The organism is Actinomadura violacea, assembly GCF_017573465.1.
Lineage (GTDB): Bacteria > Actinomycetota > Actinomycetes > Streptosporangiales > Streptosporangiaceae > Spirillospora > Spirillospora violacea.
The window spans coordinates 198,839-215,842 of the sequence record NZ_JAGEPF010000018.1 but is presented as its reverse complement, the minus strand read 5'-3'; the positions used below and the strand labels follow the sequence as shown (position 1 = coordinate 215,842).

16 protein-coding genes are annotated in these 17,004 nt (G+C 71.3%); all 16 read left to right on the top strand.

The window, feature by feature from the left end; translation table 11 throughout:
- Positions 1–97 precede the first annotated feature (97 nt).
- The 16 genes from J4709_RS29520 (at position 98) to J4709_RS29445 (ending at position 16,901) form a co-directional block, all read left to right on the top strand.
- Positions 98–4,948, top strand: a complete 4,851-nt coding sequence (locus J4709_RS29520) for a helicase-like domain-containing protein (RefSeq protein ID WP_208245206.1) — start codon at positions 98–100, stop codon at positions 4,946–4,948.
- 62 nt (positions 4,949–5,010) lie between these two features.
- Positions 5,011–6,768: a DNA cytosine methyltransferase gene (locus J4709_RS29515; protein WP_208245204.1), complete on the top strand. Its 1,758-nt coding sequence runs from the start codon at positions 5,011–5,013 to the stop codon at positions 6,766–6,768.
- Between the two features lie 163 nt (positions 6,769–6,931).
- Complete coding sequence (locus J4709_RS29510; RefSeq protein ID WP_208245202.1) at positions 6,932–7,333, top strand: hypothetical protein; 402 nt, start codon at positions 6,932–6,934, stop codon at positions 7,331–7,333.
- A 95-nt stretch (positions 7,334–7,428) separates the two neighbouring features.
- On the top strand, positions 7,429–8,157 hold the full coding sequence (locus J4709_RS29505; RefSeq protein WP_208245200.1) for a hypothetical protein: 729 nt from the start codon (positions 7,429–7,431) through the stop codon (positions 8,155–8,157).
- A 32-nt stretch (positions 8,158–8,189) separates the two neighbouring features.
- Entirely contained in the window at positions 8,190–8,588 is a 399-nt protein-coding gene (locus tag J4709_RS29500) for a hypothetical protein (protein ID WP_208245199.1), read from the top strand.
- Positions 8,585–9,328 carry a hypothetical protein gene (locus tag J4709_RS29495; RefSeq protein ID WP_208245197.1) on the top strand — a complete coding sequence of 248 codons (744 nt, stop codon included), beginning with the start codon at positions 8,585–8,587 and terminating at the stop codon, positions 9,326–9,328. The genes J4709_RS29500 and J4709_RS29495 overlap by 4 nt, the downstream gene beginning before the upstream one ends.
- Positions 9,325–9,510 (top strand): hypothetical protein, encoded by a 186-nt coding sequence (locus tag J4709_RS29490; protein WP_208245195.1) that lies wholly within the window; start codon positions 9,325–9,327, stop codon positions 9,508–9,510. The genes J4709_RS29495 and J4709_RS29490 overlap by 4 nt, the downstream gene beginning before the upstream one ends.
- Positions 9,507–9,857: a hypothetical protein gene (locus J4709_RS29485; protein WP_208245193.1), complete on the top strand. Its 351-nt coding sequence runs from the start codon at positions 9,507–9,509 to the stop codon at positions 9,855–9,857. Before J4709_RS29490 ends, J4709_RS29485 begins: the two co-directional genes overlap by 4 nt.
- A 41-nt stretch (positions 9,858–9,898) precedes the next feature.
- A complete protein-coding gene (locus J4709_RS29480; protein WP_208245191.1) occupies positions 9,899–10,699 on the top strand; it encodes a hypothetical protein in 801 nt (266 codons plus the stop codon).
- The gene (locus J4709_RS29475; protein ID WP_208245189.1) at positions 10,696–11,601 is read left to right on the top strand and encodes a hypothetical protein; all 906 of its coding nucleotides are present in this window, start codon (positions 10,696–10,698) and stop codon (positions 11,599–11,601) included. Before J4709_RS29480 ends, J4709_RS29475 begins: the two co-directional genes overlap by 4 nt.
- Positions 11,598–12,245, top strand: coding sequence for a hypothetical protein (locus J4709_RS29470; RefSeq protein WP_208245187.1), 648 nt, complete (start codon positions 11,598–11,600; stop codon positions 12,243–12,245). Before J4709_RS29475 ends, J4709_RS29470 begins: the two co-directional genes overlap by 4 nt.
- A gap of 81 nt (positions 12,246–12,326) precedes the next feature.
- Positions 12,327–13,343 carry a hypothetical protein gene (locus tag J4709_RS29465; RefSeq protein WP_208245185.1) on the top strand — a complete coding sequence of 339 codons (1,017 nt, stop codon included), beginning with the start codon at positions 12,327–12,329 and terminating at the stop codon, positions 13,341–13,343.
- A 1-nt stretch (position 13,344) separates the two neighbouring features.
- Positions 13,345–13,596: a hypothetical protein gene (locus J4709_RS29460; protein ID WP_208245184.1), complete on the top strand. Its 252-nt coding sequence runs from the start codon at positions 13,345–13,347 to the stop codon at positions 13,594–13,596.
- Between the two features lie 79 nt (positions 13,597–13,675).
- A complete protein-coding gene (locus tag J4709_RS29455; protein ID WP_208245182.1) occupies positions 13,676–14,872 on the top strand; it encodes a hypothetical protein in 1,197 nt (398 codons plus the stop codon).
- Between the two features lie 74 nt (positions 14,873–14,946).
- Positions 14,947–15,195 carry a hypothetical protein gene (locus J4709_RS29450; RefSeq protein ID WP_208245173.1) on the top strand — a complete coding sequence of 83 codons (249 nt, stop codon included), beginning with the start codon at positions 14,947–14,949 and terminating at the stop codon, positions 15,193–15,195.
- A 59-nt stretch (positions 15,196–15,254) separates the two neighbouring features.
- Positions 15,255–16,901, top strand: coding sequence for a hypothetical protein (locus tag J4709_RS29445; RefSeq protein ID WP_208245171.1), 1,647 nt, complete (start codon positions 15,255–15,257; stop codon positions 16,899–16,901).
- Positions 16,902–17,004: the final 103 nt, after the last annotated feature.

Below are 17,004 nucleotides of genomic sequence, written 5' to 3'. Positions count from 1 at the left end.
TTGCCCTGCTCCTCCTTGCGATGATCGTTAACCGACCCCACAATGGGTGAGGTACAGCCCCGGCCGAGCACCCGGGGCAGGACTCAAGGAGCCTGTCTTGAGCTTGGAGCTTGCGCGCGCCTGCGCTGAAGCCCTGGAGACCATCAAAGACCTGGACGGTGAGCCGTCCGTGGCGCAGCTCGACAAGCTGCGCGGCTGGGCAGGCTGGGGGCCGCTGGCCCCCGCGCTGGAGAAGCGCGCCGACGGCAGTTGGGCCGAACTCGGCAAGCGGGTGAAAGGGCTGCTGAACCGGTCCGAGGAGATCCACGCCACGATGGCGACCGCGACCGCGTTCTACACCGTTGAGCCGGTGGCGCGGGCCATGTGGTCGCTGATGATGAAGCTGGGCTTTGACGGCGACCGGATCCTGGACCCCGGCTGCGGAACGATGGTCCACGCCGACACGATGCCGCCCGGCGTCGACGCCCGGTTCACCGGCGTGGAGATGGACCCCGTCACCGCGGCGATCGCGCAGATCTTGCACCCGGGCCACACCGTCATCAACGCGCCGTTGCAGCAGGCCGCGCTGCGGCTCGGCGGCTTCCACGCCGCTATGGGGAACGTTCCATTCGCGAAGGTCACCATCGAAGACCCGACGTGGCCCGCCGACGCCGGCTTCACCCCGACGCTGCACAACTACTTCATCTGGCGGGCGATTCAGGCGGTGGCGCCGGGCGGGCTGATCTGCCTCATCACCTCCCGGTTCACGATGGACGCCGAGACCGAGGCGCACCGCGAGTTCTTCGCGCGCGACGCCTCGTTCATCGGCGCGATCCGGTTCCCGACGAAGATGTTCGCCGCCGCCGGAACGGACGTGGTGTGCGACCTGCTGGTGCTGCGCCGCCACACCGGCGACGAGACGCCCGAGCAGCTCGCCGAACGGCGCGACGCCTGGTTGAAGTCGCGGGCGCGCCGCGACCTGGTCACCGACCCCAGCTACAAGCCGACGTGGACCAACCTGTACTGGGACGAGAACCCGCACATGGTGCTGGGCGAGATCCGCGACCGGGCCGCCGCGCAGTTCGGGCACAGCATCGAGGTGGTGCCGCCCGACGGCGCCGCCCCGGCGGCGCTGCTGGAACGTTCCGTCAACGCGCTCGCCGAGGACGCGCACCGGCTCGGGCTGCTGTACTCCCCCGACACCGACCCGGGCATGCCCGACGCCGAGATGCTCGCCGCGATGCCCCGCGAGGGCGCGCACACCCTGCACCCCGACGGCACCGTGACCCGCATCGAGGACGGCAAGCCGGCGAAGGTGCGGGCGTCCGCCGAACTCAAGCAGCTGATCCTGCTGCGCGACGCCGCGCTGGAGTTGTTCGACGCCGAGGGCGACTCGTCCACCCCCGACGAGCAGATCCGGCCGCTGCGCGAGCACTGCCGCAGCCTGTACACCCAGTACGTCACCGCGTTCGGGCCGCTGAACCGGTCGGCGATCCGCAACGGCAAGCCCGACCCGGAGACGGCGCTGCCGACCATCGTGCGGGTCGCGCCGTCGCTGGGCGGCATCCGCATCGACCCCGACTGGCCGACCCTCAGCGCGATCGAGGCGTGGGACGACGACACCGAGACGGCCCGCCCGGCGGCGATCCTGCTGCGCCGCGTGAACAAGCCGGTGAACCGCAAGACCTCCACCGACTCCCCCGCCGAGGCAGTGGCCCTCTGCCAGGACGAACTCGGCCGGTTCGACCTCACCCGCGCCGCTGACCTGCTGGGCTGCCAGACGCTCACTGAGGCCGCGGAACGGCTGTCGGGGCTGGTGTGGCAGGACCCGGCGACGCTGGAGTGGGTCGCCGGCGACGAGTACCTGTCGGGCGACGTGCGCGTGAAGCTCGCGCAGGCCGAACAGGCGGCGGCCGGCGACCCGCACCGCTGGGGCGGCAACGTCGCCGCGCTGCGCGAGGTGCAGCCCGACGACCTGGGCCCCGCTGAGATCATGGTGAAGCTCGGTGCGCCGTGGCTGCCCACCGACGACATCGCGCTGTTCATCCGCGAGCTGCTGGGGCTGAAGGAGCAGTACGCGCCGACGGTACGGCACGAGCCCTTCACCGCCACATGGGAGGTGAAGCCCGCCCGGGGGACGCGCGACATCGCGGCCGCCTACTCGGTGTGGGGCACCCGCCGCTACGACGCGTTCGAGCTGATCTCCCAGGCGCTCAACAGTGCGGCCCCGGCCGTCTACGACAAGAAGACCGTCAAGGACCCCAAGACCGGTGACCGCAAGGAAGTGCGGGTCCGCAACGACGAGGAAACCCAGCTCGCCGACTCCAAGCGGTCCGCCATCCAGGACCGGTTCGTGCAATGGCTGTGGTCGGACCCGGCCCGCACCGACCGGCTCGTGGACACCTACAACCGCCTCTACAACGCGGTGCGGCTGCGGGTGTGGGACGGGTCGGGGTTCACCTTCCCCGGCATGGTCGGGCTGAATCCGTACGCCCACCAGCGCGACTTCATCGCCCGGATCATCGGGACGAAGAACGCCGCCACCCTGTGCGGGTACGGCGTCGGCGCAGGCAAGACGCTGATCATGGTCGCCGCCGCGATGAAGATGCGGGAACTCGGCCTGGTCCGCAAGCCGGTCGTCATCGTCCCGAACCATCTGCTGGAGCAGGTCGCCGGCGACGCCCGCCGCCTGTACCCGGGCGCCCGCGTCCTCATGGTCACCAAGAAGGACCTGACCAGGGACCGCCGCATGGCGTTCGCGGCGAAGGTGGCCGCCAACGACTGGGACGTCATCGTGATGACGCACACCCAGTTCATGGCGCTGCCGGTGTCGCCGCAGGTCGAAGCCGAGTACCTCGAACAGAAGATCTTCGAGTACGAGACGGCGATGAACGCGGCCGAGGCCGCGGACGAAGAGTCGCGCGCCGTGAAGCGCATGGGCAAGGCGATCATTCAGCTGAAGGAACGCCACCGCGCGCTGATGCGGGCCCGCCGAGACGGCGGCCTGTACTTCGACAAGCTCGGCATCGACTTCCTGTTCGTCGACGAGGCGCACTTCTTCAAGAACCTCGCGGCCCCCACCAGCATGGAGGGGTTCTCCATGCCCGGCTCCAAGCGGGCCGAGGACCTGCACATGAAGGTCGAGTGGCTGCGGGCGCACACCCACGACGGCCGCTGCGCGGCGCTGTTCACCGGCACGCCCATCACCAACAGCCTCGCCGAGGCGTACACGCTGCTGCGGTACCTGAACCCCGAGCTGCTGCACGCCAAGAAGCTCGACTCGTTCGACGCGTTCGCCGGCTGGTGCGTGGTGTACGAGACGCAGATCGAGGTGTCGCCGGACGGGTCGGGGTTCCGGATGTACCGGCGGCCCCGCCGCTTCCAGAACGTCCCCGAGCTGCGGCTGCTGCTGGGCGAGAACGCCGACATCCGGTCCCGCAAGAAGCTGGGGCTCAAGGGCCCGAAGGTGCGCCGGATCGTGGAGGAGGTCGTCCCGCCGAGCGAGCTGGCGGCCATCGTCGAGTCCCTGGTGCGGCGCGCCGACGCCATCCGCAGCGGCGGGGTCAAGCCCGACGAGGACAACATGCTCGCGGTGTGTACCGAGGGCCGGCTGGCGGCCCTGGACGTGCGGCTGGTGGGCGTGCGGCCGTCCGGGCCCGGCAAGGCCGAGGCGGTCGCCAAGAACGTCGGCAAGGTCTACCGCGACAACCGCAACCAGCTGTACCCGTCGATCGACGACGACGGCACCCTGTGGATGGACCGGCCTGGATCGTTCCAGCTCGTCTTCTGCGACATGGGCACCCCGGGCGCCGACAAGGGCACCCAGATGTACGGGTGGATGAAGACGGCGATGGTCGCGGCCGGTGTGCCCGCCGACGAGATCCGCTACATCCACGAGGCCACGTCCGACCTGGAACGCAAGCAGCTGTTCGCGGCGTGCCGGGACGGCCGGATCAGCGTGCTGATCGCCTCCACCGAGAAGGCGGGCACGGGCGTCAACGTGCAGCACCGGCTCGCCGCCATCCATCACGTCGACTTCACGTGGCGGCCCGACGAGATGGAGCAGCGCGACGGGCGCGGCGACCGGCCCGGCAACCACAACGACACGCTGCTGATCTTCCTGTACCCGGCGATCGGGTCGTTCGACCCGTACATGCTCCAGGGGCTGGAGCGCAAGATGCGGATGATCGACCAGCTCACCGACGGCGACCCTTCGGTGCGGGAGATCATCGACGTGCCGTCCGAGCAGGAGCAGCAGTACGCCCTGCTGAAGGCCGTCTCCACCGGCCAGGAACGCGTGATGGAGCTGGAGCAGCTCCGCTCGGACCTGGTGCGGCTGCGGATGCTGGAGACCGGGTGGTCGCGCGAGCAGACGCGGCTCCGCAACGACGCCGCCCGCCTGCACGGCAACGCCAGCGACGCCGAGCGCAACGCCGCGCACCTCGCCGCGATCGCCGAGGCGGCCGGCGACCCGGTGCTGAAGCTGTTCAACCGCACCATCGCCGACGCCGACCAGGTCGCCGAGTACGTGGGCGACGTGGCCCGCGACGTGGTCGCCGACAAGACCGACAAGGAAACCGGGACGTGGCGCGGCATCCGCGTGAAGATCCGGTACTCCTACTGCGACCTCAACCCGGCCCCGGGCTTCGCGTTGGCCGCCCCGGACCGGTACATGGCGCCGGTGGTGTTCCCGCCCGTCAAGAACGGCCACCGGCCGTCGCGGCAGAAGAAGCTGCTGGCCGCCATCGAGCAGGCCATCGCCGGGGCGGCGGCCGGTGCCGACGCCGAGCGGCAGCGCGCCGACTACCTGCGGCAGCAGGCCGAGGAACTGGCCCCGCTGATGGGCCACAAGTTCGAGCAGCAGGCCGAACTTGACCGCGTCACCGCGGCGTTCGAGCGGCTCGAAGCCGAGATCGAGGCCGAAGCCACCCAGGCCGTCGCCAAGAAGGCGCTGCCCGTCGCCGCCTGACGGGGAGGCTCCCCACTCGCACGGCAAACCCGCATCGGCACCACCTGCGAAGGAACCCCACCATGCCCACCAAGACCAAGACCAAGACCAGGCCGCGCCGCGTCGCCGTTCACCGCCCGGCCGTCCGGCACCGCCGGTTCAAGCACGACGAGATCGTGGCCGTCGACCTGTTCTCCGGGTTCGGCGGGCTCACCGACGGCATCAAGGCCGCCGGGTTCACCGTGATCATGGCGGCGAACCACAACGACTACAAGGTGGAGATCCACGAGGCGAACCACCCCGACACCGAGCACTGGATCGCCGACCTGGTCAACCCCGACGCGTCCGACTACCACTCCGCCCGCGACCTGCCACCCGCGGACCTGCTCGTCGCCGGAATCAGTTGTACCAATCATTCGCAGGCCAACACGATCAAGGCGTACGAACGCGGCGAGACGCTGTTCGACCTGGAGGACCCCGACTACGACGAGCGGGTCACCCGGTCCGAACGGGACCGCGCAACGGCCTCCTGCGTGCTGCACTACGCCGCCAAGCACCACCCCCGGATGATCCTCGTCGAATGCACCACCGAGCTGACGTCGTGGGGCCTGGCCGTCCCCGGCCGCCGCAAGGTCGGCAACGGGTCCACCTACCGGTGGTGGCTCAAGCAGTTCGGGGTGCTCGGCTACGAGCACAAGGTGCTGTACCTGAACTCCCAGTTCTTCGGGGTCCCGCAGTCGCGTGACCGGCTCTACATCGTGTTCTGGGACCGGTCGATGCGCGCCCCCGACCTGGAGCACCGGCCGGTGTCGTGGTGCCGCCACTGCGACAAGAACGTGGAGGCGGTGTGGTCATGGAAGACGCACATCCCGCCGACCGGGACGGTGCGGTACGGCAAGCAGTACGAGTACCGGTGCCCGAGCTGCTACCGGCCGGTGGTGCCGCCGATGACGCCGTCGCTGGCCGCGCTGGACCTGTCCGACCTCGGCACCCGCATCGGCGACCGGGCACGGCCGCTGGCGGCGACGACGCTGGCGCGCGCTGAGCGCTGCCGTCAACGGTTCTCCCGATTCCCCGCGGTCCTCATGCCCGCCAAGGCCACGCACGGGTCCGAGCGGCATTTGTGGCGGCCCATGTCGACGCAGACCAGCCAGCAGGAGACCGCGCTGCTGTCCACCGGCGCCGTCATCGCCGCGCACCGCCACAACGGCGACGGGCAGCACATCGGGCGGCCGATGGACACCGTCACGGCCACGCACGAGAAGGCGATCCTGCTGGCCGTCGACAACTACCAGGGCGGCCCGCGCGGCGCCGACACGCCGCTGCCCACCCAGGTCGGCTCGGAGACGCTCGCCGTGGTGTCGTCCGGCGTCATCCCCTTCCGCAAGAACACGCGGCCGGTGGCGCACGGCGAGGCAATGCCGACCGTCACCTCCGACCAGATCCCCGGCGTGCTCAGCGCCGCCGGCTGGTTCAAGCAGAACGGCTCGGCCGGTGACGCCACGGCGCCGCACCCGCTGAGCGACCCGCTCGGCACCCTCACCGCCCGCGACACCACGGCGCTGCTGATGGCGCAGTGGCGGGCGCAGCTCGACGACATCCCGCTGGACGAGTGCTACTTCCGCATGATGGGCCCGCACGAGGTGGGCCGCGGCTGCGGGTTCGACGTGTCCTTCCCCGGCTACGAAGGCACGTTCGTGGTGTGGGGGTCGGCCCGCAACCAGGTGGACGGGTACGGCAACGCGGTGTCGCCGGCGGTCGGCAAGTGGATCGGGGAGCGATTGCGCGCCGTCATCCACACCCCGCAAGACAGCGGCCCTGTGGTCGGCTGCGCCGCGTGAGGCCGCGACGGTAACCGGCCGCGCCTGGCATCGTCCGAGCAGGTGAAAGGGGGCACGCCACGGAAAAAATCCTGCCGCGACCCTTGCGACGAACGTTAACCGACCATACATTGAAGGTGTTGCCCCGGGAGAGCACCCGGGGCGGGATTCAAGGAGACGCCTTATGTCCGCTACCGCCGCCGCACGCCGCCTGCCCACCGCCGCCGCGCCGCTGCAGAACCGGGCGCGGCGCCTGCGCAACGCCCTGCTCTGGGACCGGCGCCCCGCCGCCGTGGTCCTGCGGGACCTCGCGGAGCGGGTCATCGAGGACCCCGAGGCGTACGACAAGGCATGGCGCAAGGCCGCGCGGCGCGTCTCCCCGTACCTGCCCAAGAACGTGCGCCGCGAGGCGTTCGACGACTTCTGCGACCAGGTGGAGCGGGAGCAGGACATCGAGCGCGGCGAGCTGCCGTGGTACGAGATCGCGCCCGACCTCGCCTGCTCGGACCCCGACACCGCCGCCGCCGAGATGCAGCGCGTGATGGTGTCCGACGCCCTGGACCGCCTGCTGTACGGGGACCGGTAACGGCCCCTCAGATGAGCCCTGGCCGGGCCGCGTGAGCCGATCGCCGCGCCGCCCGGCCAGTCCCATTCCCACCAGCCAGAACAGGACTGAGCCCCATGAGCGACAGCATGCCCCGCGTCTTCACGACGCTGCTGGACAACCCGATCGTGGTCTCCCCCGTCAAGGCCGTCTACAGCCGCGCGGTCGTCACCAACAAGGACCTGGTCGCGTTCGGCGACGCCCGGCGCGTGCAGGTGTCGGAGATGCTCTTCGGTAACACCTACCAGGCCGCCGATGTGGTGGCCGGGCGCGCGGTGCCGCGTCTGGCGACCGTGGTCCCGGCGCCCGGCGCCACCGTCGAGAAGCTGGAGTACGACGGCCACGTCGCCTACGACTCCTCGCGCGGCTGGAAGATCACCGGGGCCGCGCCGTTCAAGACGCTGCTGGGCCCGCAGGGCGCCGAGCTGGTCGCCATGACCCGGTTCGCCGCCGAGCACCTGCACGGCGACGCCGGAGAGTCCCCGCACGCCAACCAGTACTACGGCGCCGTCGACGGCAACACCTGGGGGCTGGAGGAACTCGTCCAGTACGCGCTCGACGCGCTGCAGAAGCACGGCGCCGACCGGTGGTGGTGGGAGCACGCCTGGGGCGAGCCGTGCTGGGAGCTGTACGGCCACGAGATGGTCGCCGTCGGCGCCCGCGACCTGCTCGACACCGCGCCCGGCTGGACGGCCGAAGCCTACGACGCGCTGACCGCGCCGTGGCGCGCCGCGTTCACCGGCATCCCCGGCGCCCCCGAGGTGAAGACGTCCGCCGCCCTGGCCGGCGACACCGCCGCCGGCTGACCGGCCGGCGACCCACGAGGAAAGGACATGCCATGCCCACCAAGACCACGGTGAGCGAGTTCAAGACGGTCGTGCGGGCCCCGTTCGGGCCCGGCGACGCCGACAACCCCAAGGGGAAGCCGAAGGTGGTGGCGCGGCTGCGCGGCCACCACGACGAGGCCGAGGCCATCGCCGCCGCCCGCGCCGAGCTGCGCGAACTGGCCGAGTGGATCGCCGAGGTGCTCGACACCGACGACGCCGACTGGACGACCGAGGTGGCCGCCAAGGCGCCCGGCCGCAACGTCCGCCTCGTCGGCAAGGGGCTGGTGGCGTTCGAGCCCGACGAGGCGTCCACGGTCCGCGGCGACGAGGCGCCCGACGACCTGGCCGGCGACGCGAAGGTCGCCGACTGGGACACCGTCGCCGGCCGCCTCGGCAAGCCCGCCGCGTGACAACGCACGTTGTGAAGTACTCCGGGGGGATCGGGTCGTTCGCGGCCGCGCTGCGCGTCATCGAGCGGCACGGCCGCGACGACGTGGTGCTGCTGTTCGCCGACACCCTGGTTGAGGACGGCGACCTGTACCGGTTCCTGGACGCCAGCGCCGCGGCGCTGGCGCTCCGGGCGCCGGTGCGGGTAGCCGACGGCCGCACCCCATTCCAGGTGTTCGCCGACGTCAGCTTCCTGGGGAACTCGCGGCTCGCGCCCTGCTCGCACCACCTCAAGCAGAAGCCGTGCCGCGACTGGCTGGAACAGCATTGCGACCCGGCCGACACGGTCCTGTACGTCGGGATCGACTGGTCGGAGGAGCGGCGCTGCGAGGCCATCACCCGCAATTGGGCGCCGTGGCGCGTGGAGTTCCCCATGTGCGACGAACCGCACCTGACCAAGGCGGAGATGCTCGACCTCGCGCGGGCCGCCGGGGTCGAGCCGCCCCGCCTGTACGACCTCGGCTTCGCGCACAACAACTGCGCAGGCGCCTGCGTGCGCGCCGGGCAGCGCCAATGGAAGCGGCTGCTGGAGGTGTTCCCCGAGCGGTACGCCGCGGCTGAGGCCGCGGAGAACCGGATGCGGGCCCGGCTCGGCAAGGACATCGCGATTCTCAAGCGGACCCGGAACAAGGTGACCCGGCCGCTCACCCTCACCCAACTCCGTCTCGAGCACGAGGCGGCCCAACGGAAGGAAGCCGCGTGAGCGTCCTGCCCGAGGCGTACCGCATCGGACCCGCCGGTGACGCCTACGACGACCCGCCGCTGATCCACGTCCCCTGCGGAACGGTCGTCTGCACCATCGAGCACGGCGACGACCTGAGTGTCCTTGTGGGCACCGCGCTCGACCACCGCTGCCCGGCGATCCCGAAGGGGCCCATCGCATGAAAGTCACGTTCTACGGCTCGTCCGACGACCTGGTGGAGGTCGACGGGTGCCCCGGCGTCGACGAGTTCGGCTCCTACGGCGAGGTGTGGCACGGCGATCTGATCGCCCCCGGCGGGCCGCTCGCGCCCGGCGGCGCCATGCGCGTCCACGTCTTCTTCGACGGCTGCTGGCACGTCTCCGTCGGGCAGGTCGACGAGACGATTCCGCTGCCCGACTGGCCGATCCGCTTCGAGCAGCAGAAGGGCTACGACGGCACCCCGTCCCCCTCGGTGCTGCTGACGGTCGACGCACCGGACGGCGTCCGGCTCGACAACGTCCACCCCGACAACAAGCCCAAGGAGGACTAGCGCATGTCAGGCGGCTGGACCACCCGTGAGGAGGCAGTGTGATGGACGGCCTGGCCGGGCCGCTGGCCGCCGCGTCGCTGGCGACGTTGCAGGTGTACGCGCGCACCGGGTACACCGTGCACCTGGTGCCGCAGACCGAGGACATGGCGCACGGTGACGCGCTGTGCGGGCTGCGGCTCGCCGACGGCGGGGTGCTGTGGGGCGGCACCGAGGGCCCCGGCATCGAGCAGGTGCCGTGCGGCGGGTGCGTGGAGGTCGCGCGCCGCGACTGCCACGGGCTGCCGGTGGACGGGATGCGGCCGCTCGCTGAGCCGGTGTGTGCCGCGATCGCAACGGGCGGGGTGGTGGCGGCCGTCGACAAGGTGAACGGCTGGCTGGGCTGGTCTGGTGGCCAGCTCGCCCCTGTCGCCGGGCACATGGTGCGGCGCTGGGAGTCGGTCGAGGGGATCGAGACGGCGCGGATGCACACCGAGACGCCGGAGTTCTGGGTCGGGGGGATGCTCGTCGGCGTCGCCGGCGCCCACTCCGGCGTCGGGAACCACTCCGTGCGGTGCGTCATCCCGCACCCCCACGCCGGGTTCGAGCCGCAGGAGCAGGTGGCGTTGCACGAGGGCGGCGCGTGGAACGCCTTCCAGCTGCATCTGCTGACGCGACACGGCACCCATCACGAGGGGTGCGCGTCGTTCCGGCGGACCGACCGGTGCCCGCTGTGCGGTGGCCGTGAGCAGCGCAAAGACCAGCCCAGGCGGCCTGCCCCCTTGCCAGATGATGTTAACCGACCCCACAATATGCGGGAGGCCCGGTTGAAGCACCCGGGCCCCGACGCAAGGAGCCGGACATGAGCAGGGAAGTGAAGCGGGTGCCAGTCGACTTCGTCTGGCCGCTGGACCAGCGGTGGCAGGGGTACCTGACGCCCGACCACCTGCTGCCGGACTCCTGCCCCGACTGTGAGCACGGCTTGTCGCCGAGCGGGGAGTACCTGTTCGACCTGTGGCACGGGAAGATCCCGTTCCACCCGGCCGTGACGGGGTCGACGCTGCTGACCCCGGCGACCCCGCAGGTGCGGGCGCTCGCTGAACTGCACATCGCCCAGGCCCCCGACTACTACGGCGCCGACGAGTTCGCCATCTGCCGGGAGGCGGCCCGGCTCGGAGCGCTGTTCAACTCCATGTGGTGCCACCACCTCGCCCAGGAGGACGTGGACGCGCTGGTCGCGGCCGGGCGGCTCACGGAACTCACCCACGACCGCGGCGCCGGGGGCGGGTGGCAGCCGAAGGACCCGCCCGCCGCGCTGACCGCCGAGCAGGTCAACGCCTGGTCGCTGCGAGGCATGGGACACGACAGCATGAACGCCCGCGTCGTCATCAAGGCCCGCTGCGTGCGGGAGGGCGTCGCCTACGCGTGCGCCACCTGCGGCGGGGACGGCCACGTGGAGGCGTACCCGGGGCAGCGCGCCGAGGCGAAGGCGTGGCGGCCCACCGAGCCGCCCGCCGGTGACGGCTGGCAGCTCTGGGAGAGCGTCACCGAGGGGGCGCCGATCACGCCGGTGTTCGAGACGGCGGACGATCTGGTCGCCCACCTGGTGGCCGAGGAGGGGTTCCGGCCGGGCGCCGCCAAGACGCTCGTCGAACAAGGCCGCACCGCCGGGTCGATCTGCACGGCGGGCGGCGCGGTGCTCCACTCGGCGCTGGACGCCGACGTCATCAACGCGGTCGGCGCCGACCGCAAGAAGGGAATCGGATGAGCACCACCCCCATCAGCGTGCTGCGCAACCGCGTCACCGCCGCGGCGCTGCACATCGTCGCCGGCGACCTGGAGGAGACCGAGCGCGACGCCGGCGACGCCAAGGACGCCGCCGAGCACATGACGGCGGCGGCGCGGGACCTGGTCGCCGCAGTCGACGCGCTGCCCGCCCGGGAGCGGCCGGACGGCTGGAACGCGCCGCCCCCGGGCGCCGACGCGCGCGAGCGCGCGGCACGGCGGCGGCTCCTTGGCCCGGTCACCGTCCAGTGGAGCCGGAGTGCGGTCGTCGGGGCCTCCCTGGCGATGCTGCTGGCCGAGTACCGCGACGGAGACCCGGTGGAGGCCGAGGACACGCTGGCGTACGCCTGCCGAACCCTGGTCAACGCCGCGGACCAGGAGGCGCGCGCCGAGCAGCCGCCCGAGCCGGGCCGAGCGGTGGAGTTGGCCGCGCGGCCGGGCCCGGACGGACTGCTGCTGGTCGAGCACGGGCTCGGCACCCCCGACGTGCGGGTGGTGTGCAAGACGCCGTCGGGCGCCTCGGTGGGGCATCTGGCCGCCGTGGTGCTCGACGACAACCGGGTGGAGATCGCGCCGGTGCCCGGCATCGAAGTGGCGTCCGTGCGGGTCGAGCTGCTCGAGAACTAACGATCAAGAAGCTAGGTGCGGGCGTTAACCGGCCCTACAGTTAGGGGCGGTCGACCCCGAGGAACAGAGAGGAGGGAAACGATGACAGACGAGAACGAGTACGACGAGCGCACCTGGGAGAGGCTGACCGGCATCGCCGTCCCGGCAGACCGGCTCGCCGAGGCGCGCAAGACGGTCCGCAGGTCGCGCGCGAAGGCCGACGCGGCGCTGCACCACCGGGACGCCGCGCTGGCGGTCCTGTACTTCCAGCACCGGAACGCGGGGTGGGGGAAGTCGAAGTGCTACCGGGCGGCCCTGCTGGACCGGTTCACCTTCCGTGAGGTGCTGGAGCGGCTGCCCGACACGATGAAGGCGCCGGCGAACACGGTCGACTGGGGCGAGGTCGCCGCGCGCGGCGAGATGGACGGTCTCCAGACCGTGTACCGCAGGCTGGTCGGCAAGCCGGAGGACGAGGTCGCCGAGTTCCTGCACGCCGCCGCCCGGGAGTACGTGCAGGAGACGGCGGTCTGGGAGGCCGCGCGCCGCGTCCGCGAGCAGGCGGAGGTGGAGGCGAAGCTGTCCTCCATCAACAACCCGGCGACCCGGCTCGCCGAGGCCGGCGAGATGGCCCGCAAGGCGCGGGAGAAGGCCGATGCGTTGCGGCACCCCCGCAACGCTGGGCTCGCGGTGCTGCACTTCCAGCACAAGGACAAGGGCTGGGACATCCAGGCGAACTGCTATCGGGCGGCTCTGCTGGACCGGTCGAGTTTCCAGGACGCGCTCAGGCCCATGCCTGCCTCGATGCAGGTGCCGCCGGAGACGGTCGACTGGGACGACATCATCGCGCGCGGCAACATGGACGAGCTGCAGACCATGTACCGAGAGCTGGTCGCCAAGCCGGAGCCCGAGGTCGCCCAGTTCGTGCGCGACACCGCCGAGGAGCACCGGCGGCTGAAGGCGGTCTGGAAGGCCGCGGGCCGGGTCCGCGACGAGGTGGCGCTGGATCTGATGAACGGTGTGCACGGCCCGGCGTGGAGCAACGCCGACGTCGCGCGGACCGGCCGCATGAAGGCCAGTTACGTCACCGATCTGCGGCAAGGCAAGAAGCAGGTGGCGTGAGGTGGCGGGCGTCGACGCACTGAGCGGCGGCGAACCCGGCACCTGCGTCCACCGCACGATGAACGATCCCGGCCTGGGCCCGTGCGTGTTCCGCTCGTACGGGCCGGGCCGGGGCGTGGACCTGCACTTCAGGCCGACCGCGCGGCGGCTCGCGACCACCACGCACTCCACCAATACCGGAATTCCGGTGCCGCTCCGTGCGCGCCGCGCAGAAGATGAAAGCCGCGGCGTCCCCGCCGCGAAGGCGCACTAACCCCCTAACAAGAAGCGACGGTTCCCCTCTTACCGCTACCCGGATGCCATTACAGGCAGTGAAGAAAGGACCACGACCGATGGCCACGTTGCAGGCAAAGGCAGCCAAGACGCTCGACATGATCGTCCACACCGAGGGGTTCACCGTCCGCCAGCACGGCACCGCAATCAAGGTCATCAACGACGAGACGGGCGCGAGCGTCACCTACAACGGCAACCCGAAAATCCCCAGCACGCATGCCAACGACCTCACCCGGCTGAAGCGAGTCGGCTGGACCAAGAGGCTCTACGACGAGCAGCGACGACAGGAACGAGACGAGCGCATGGCACGCGCAGACGAAGACTTCGAGCGGCGTTACGGCGAGCTGCTCAAGGAGGCGGAGCAGGCCGTGAAAACGGTCGCCCCCGTCGAACTCCCCGACGGCCTCACGATGAGAGCCGAAGTCATCACCCCCGAGCAGGCGCTGGAGTACGCGGCTCTCGCCGGTAACCCGCCGCCCGGCCGCCGTCAGCGGCCCGAGGCCAAGCGGTCCATCGCCGACTACGCCAGGACGATGCGGGAGGGCAAGTGGCGGCTCACCCACCAGGGCATCGCGTTCTCCACCAACCCCGACGGCACCGAGTGGCTGTTCGACGGCCAGAACCGCATGCAGGCGTGCATGGAGTCCGGTGTACCGATCCCGATGGTGGTGTGGCGCAACGCCAACCCCGACACCTTCGGGGTCGTCGACTCGGGCAAGAGGCGCTCGATCGGCGACACCCTGTACTCCAAGGGCGAGAGCAACGGCCCGCTGCTCGGCTCGACGCTGCGGCTGCTGCACCTGTGGGAGCACTGCCCGCAGGAGCAGTGGAACAGCACGCCCGTCGATGAGGACGATCTGGACGCGATGCTGGCCAAGTACCCAGGCGTCCGCGAGTCGGTCACCATCGCCAACCGGGTGAAGAGGGTGAAGATCTCACCGACGTCCGTCGCCGCCGCCGACGTCCTGATCCGGCAAGCGTGGCCGGACGCGCCGATCGACGAGTTCTGGGAGCAGTTCGTCACCGGCGCGATCCCCGAGCCGAAGGCTCCGGCGCTGAAGCTGCGCAACTACCTGCTCAGCCAGAACAGCCGTCGCGTGACCTACAACGCCTCGCAGACCGGCCCGAAGAACGTCTTCCACCTGTACCTGGTGATGCACGCGTGGAACAACACGTGTCGTGGGAAGCTGATCGGGTCCATCGGGTGGAAGCTGCCGATCCGGGTGCCCGAGCCGTACGTCCCGCCGAAGTCGTAGCGCCCCCGCGCGGGTAGGGGCGGCCCGGGACCAGGCGGAGACGTTAACGGTCCCGGGCCGCCACTGTGACCGGCGTGGGAACCCTCGCCGACCTGGAAGAGGCGCGGGCCCGGCGCGCGGACCGGGCCCGGCTCGCGGCCGTGCACGCCGCACGGCACCCGGCGCTGCGGTGGCAGGCCGCCGGCGACACCACCGGGGATGCTCTGGCGCACCGCCGCTCCCCCGCCGAGGGCGGTACCGCCTGCGGGCGGCCGGGGCCGCTGGAACTTGCCGCCCGCGACGCCGCCTTGTGCCCCGCCTGCTATCCGCGCACCGGGACGTGACCGGCCGGGCGCCGACGCGGGGCCGGTCCCGAGAGGCCGCCCGCCTGTACGCCGAGCTGATGGCGGTGTCCCCGGAGGTGCGGCGCGGGTTCGTCCGCGGCTTGGAGGTCGCCGAGACCCAGCAGGTGCTCGCCGTGGCGGCGCGCGAGTCCGGGTCTCCCTACGGGTTGTGGGCCGACGACCCGGTGGGGTTCATCGAGGATGTCCTCGGCGAGACGCTGTGGAGCCTGCCCCGCAAGATCCTCGCCGCCGTCCCGTCCGCCCGCCGGGTCGCCGTGCCGAGCTGCTTCGCAAGCTCGAAGAGCTGGACGGCGGCTCGGGCCGCGCTCTGGTTCACCATGACCCGCCCCGTCGGGACGGCGCTGGCGGTGACGATCGCCCCGCAGTGGCGGCAGGTCATCCGCCAACTCTGGCCGGAGATCCGCAACGCCCACTCCCGCGCCGGGCTGCTCGGCACGGTCGACGCGACACAGCTCAAGCTCCCCGACGCGGCCGGGCACGAGCACGTCACCGCGTACGGGCTCGCCGCGCCGCCCTGGAATGAGACGGCGATCCAGGGCATCCACAAAGCGTCGCTGCTGCTGATCGTCGACGAGGCGGGCGGTATCGGGCACGTCATCGGCCGGAACCTGCGCGCCATGCTGACCGGCGACGGCACCCATATGTTGGCGATCGGGAACCCGCCGACCGACGACGAGTCCAGTTGGTTCGAGCAGCTCTGCGACAACCCCGACGTCACCACCATCCCGATCTCCGCCTACGACACCCCGAACCTGTCGGGTGAGGAGGCGCCGCGGTGCCGGTCGTGCCCGCCGGAGATGCCGGTGCACAGCCTGGCGGCGCACCTGGTCGACAAGTCATGGGTGGACGACACCATCCGCGAGAACGGCGAGGACGCCAACTACGTCATCGCGAAGGTGTTCGCCAAGTTCCCCAAGGGCGGCCCGAGCAGAGCGTTGCCGTCGGCGTGGGTGGAGGCCGCCGCCGAGGCCGACGAGCCGGCCGGCGACGAGTACGTGTCGCTGCACAGCCTGGACGGCGAGACCGACGGGTGGCGGGTCGCCAAGGGGGCGTGGATCCGGCTGGGTGTCGACGTGGCGGCCGGGGGCGGCGACGAGTTCGTGGTGGCCCGCGCGGTCGGGGACCTGGTGCAGATCCGGCACACCGCCGCCGGGCTGGCCAACATCCACCCGATGGACGTGGCCGGGCGGGTGCTGGAGGAGATCCGGCACGCCGAACGGCTCCGCGAACTACTCGGGTCGGAGGCGAAGATCCGCGTGAAGGTCGACGGCATCGGCGTCGGGTGGGGCGTAGCGGGCATCCTGGCCGCCTGGGGCAGCGAGGGCCTGCACGGCGCGGAGATCGTCCCGGTGATCGTGTCGGAGTCCACCGACCGGGAGCCGGACGCCGCGACGCTGCGCCCGCACCGCAAGCGCGACGAAATGTGGCTGGCCGCGCGGTCGCTGCTGCAACCCGGCAAGGAAGGCCAAGGCCGGCTGCGGCTGCGGATCGACTCCAAGACGCTCGCGCAGATGCGGGCCCCGACGATCGGCACCACCTCCACCGGTCACACCCGCGTGGAATCCAAGGAGTCGCTGAAAGAACGCGGGTTGTCCTCGCCCGACCGGGCGGAGGCGTGCCTGCTGGCGGTGTACGAGCCGGCACCACCCAAGACACGCAAGAAGAAGGCGCGGCTGCTCGCCTGAACCTCGCCGGGGCCGGGGGGTTACCGCCCGGGTGCGTTCCTTTCCCGACAGTTGGGATATGGCGTGCTTGGCGCCTGCGACCTGCACCGTTACCGTATTCAGC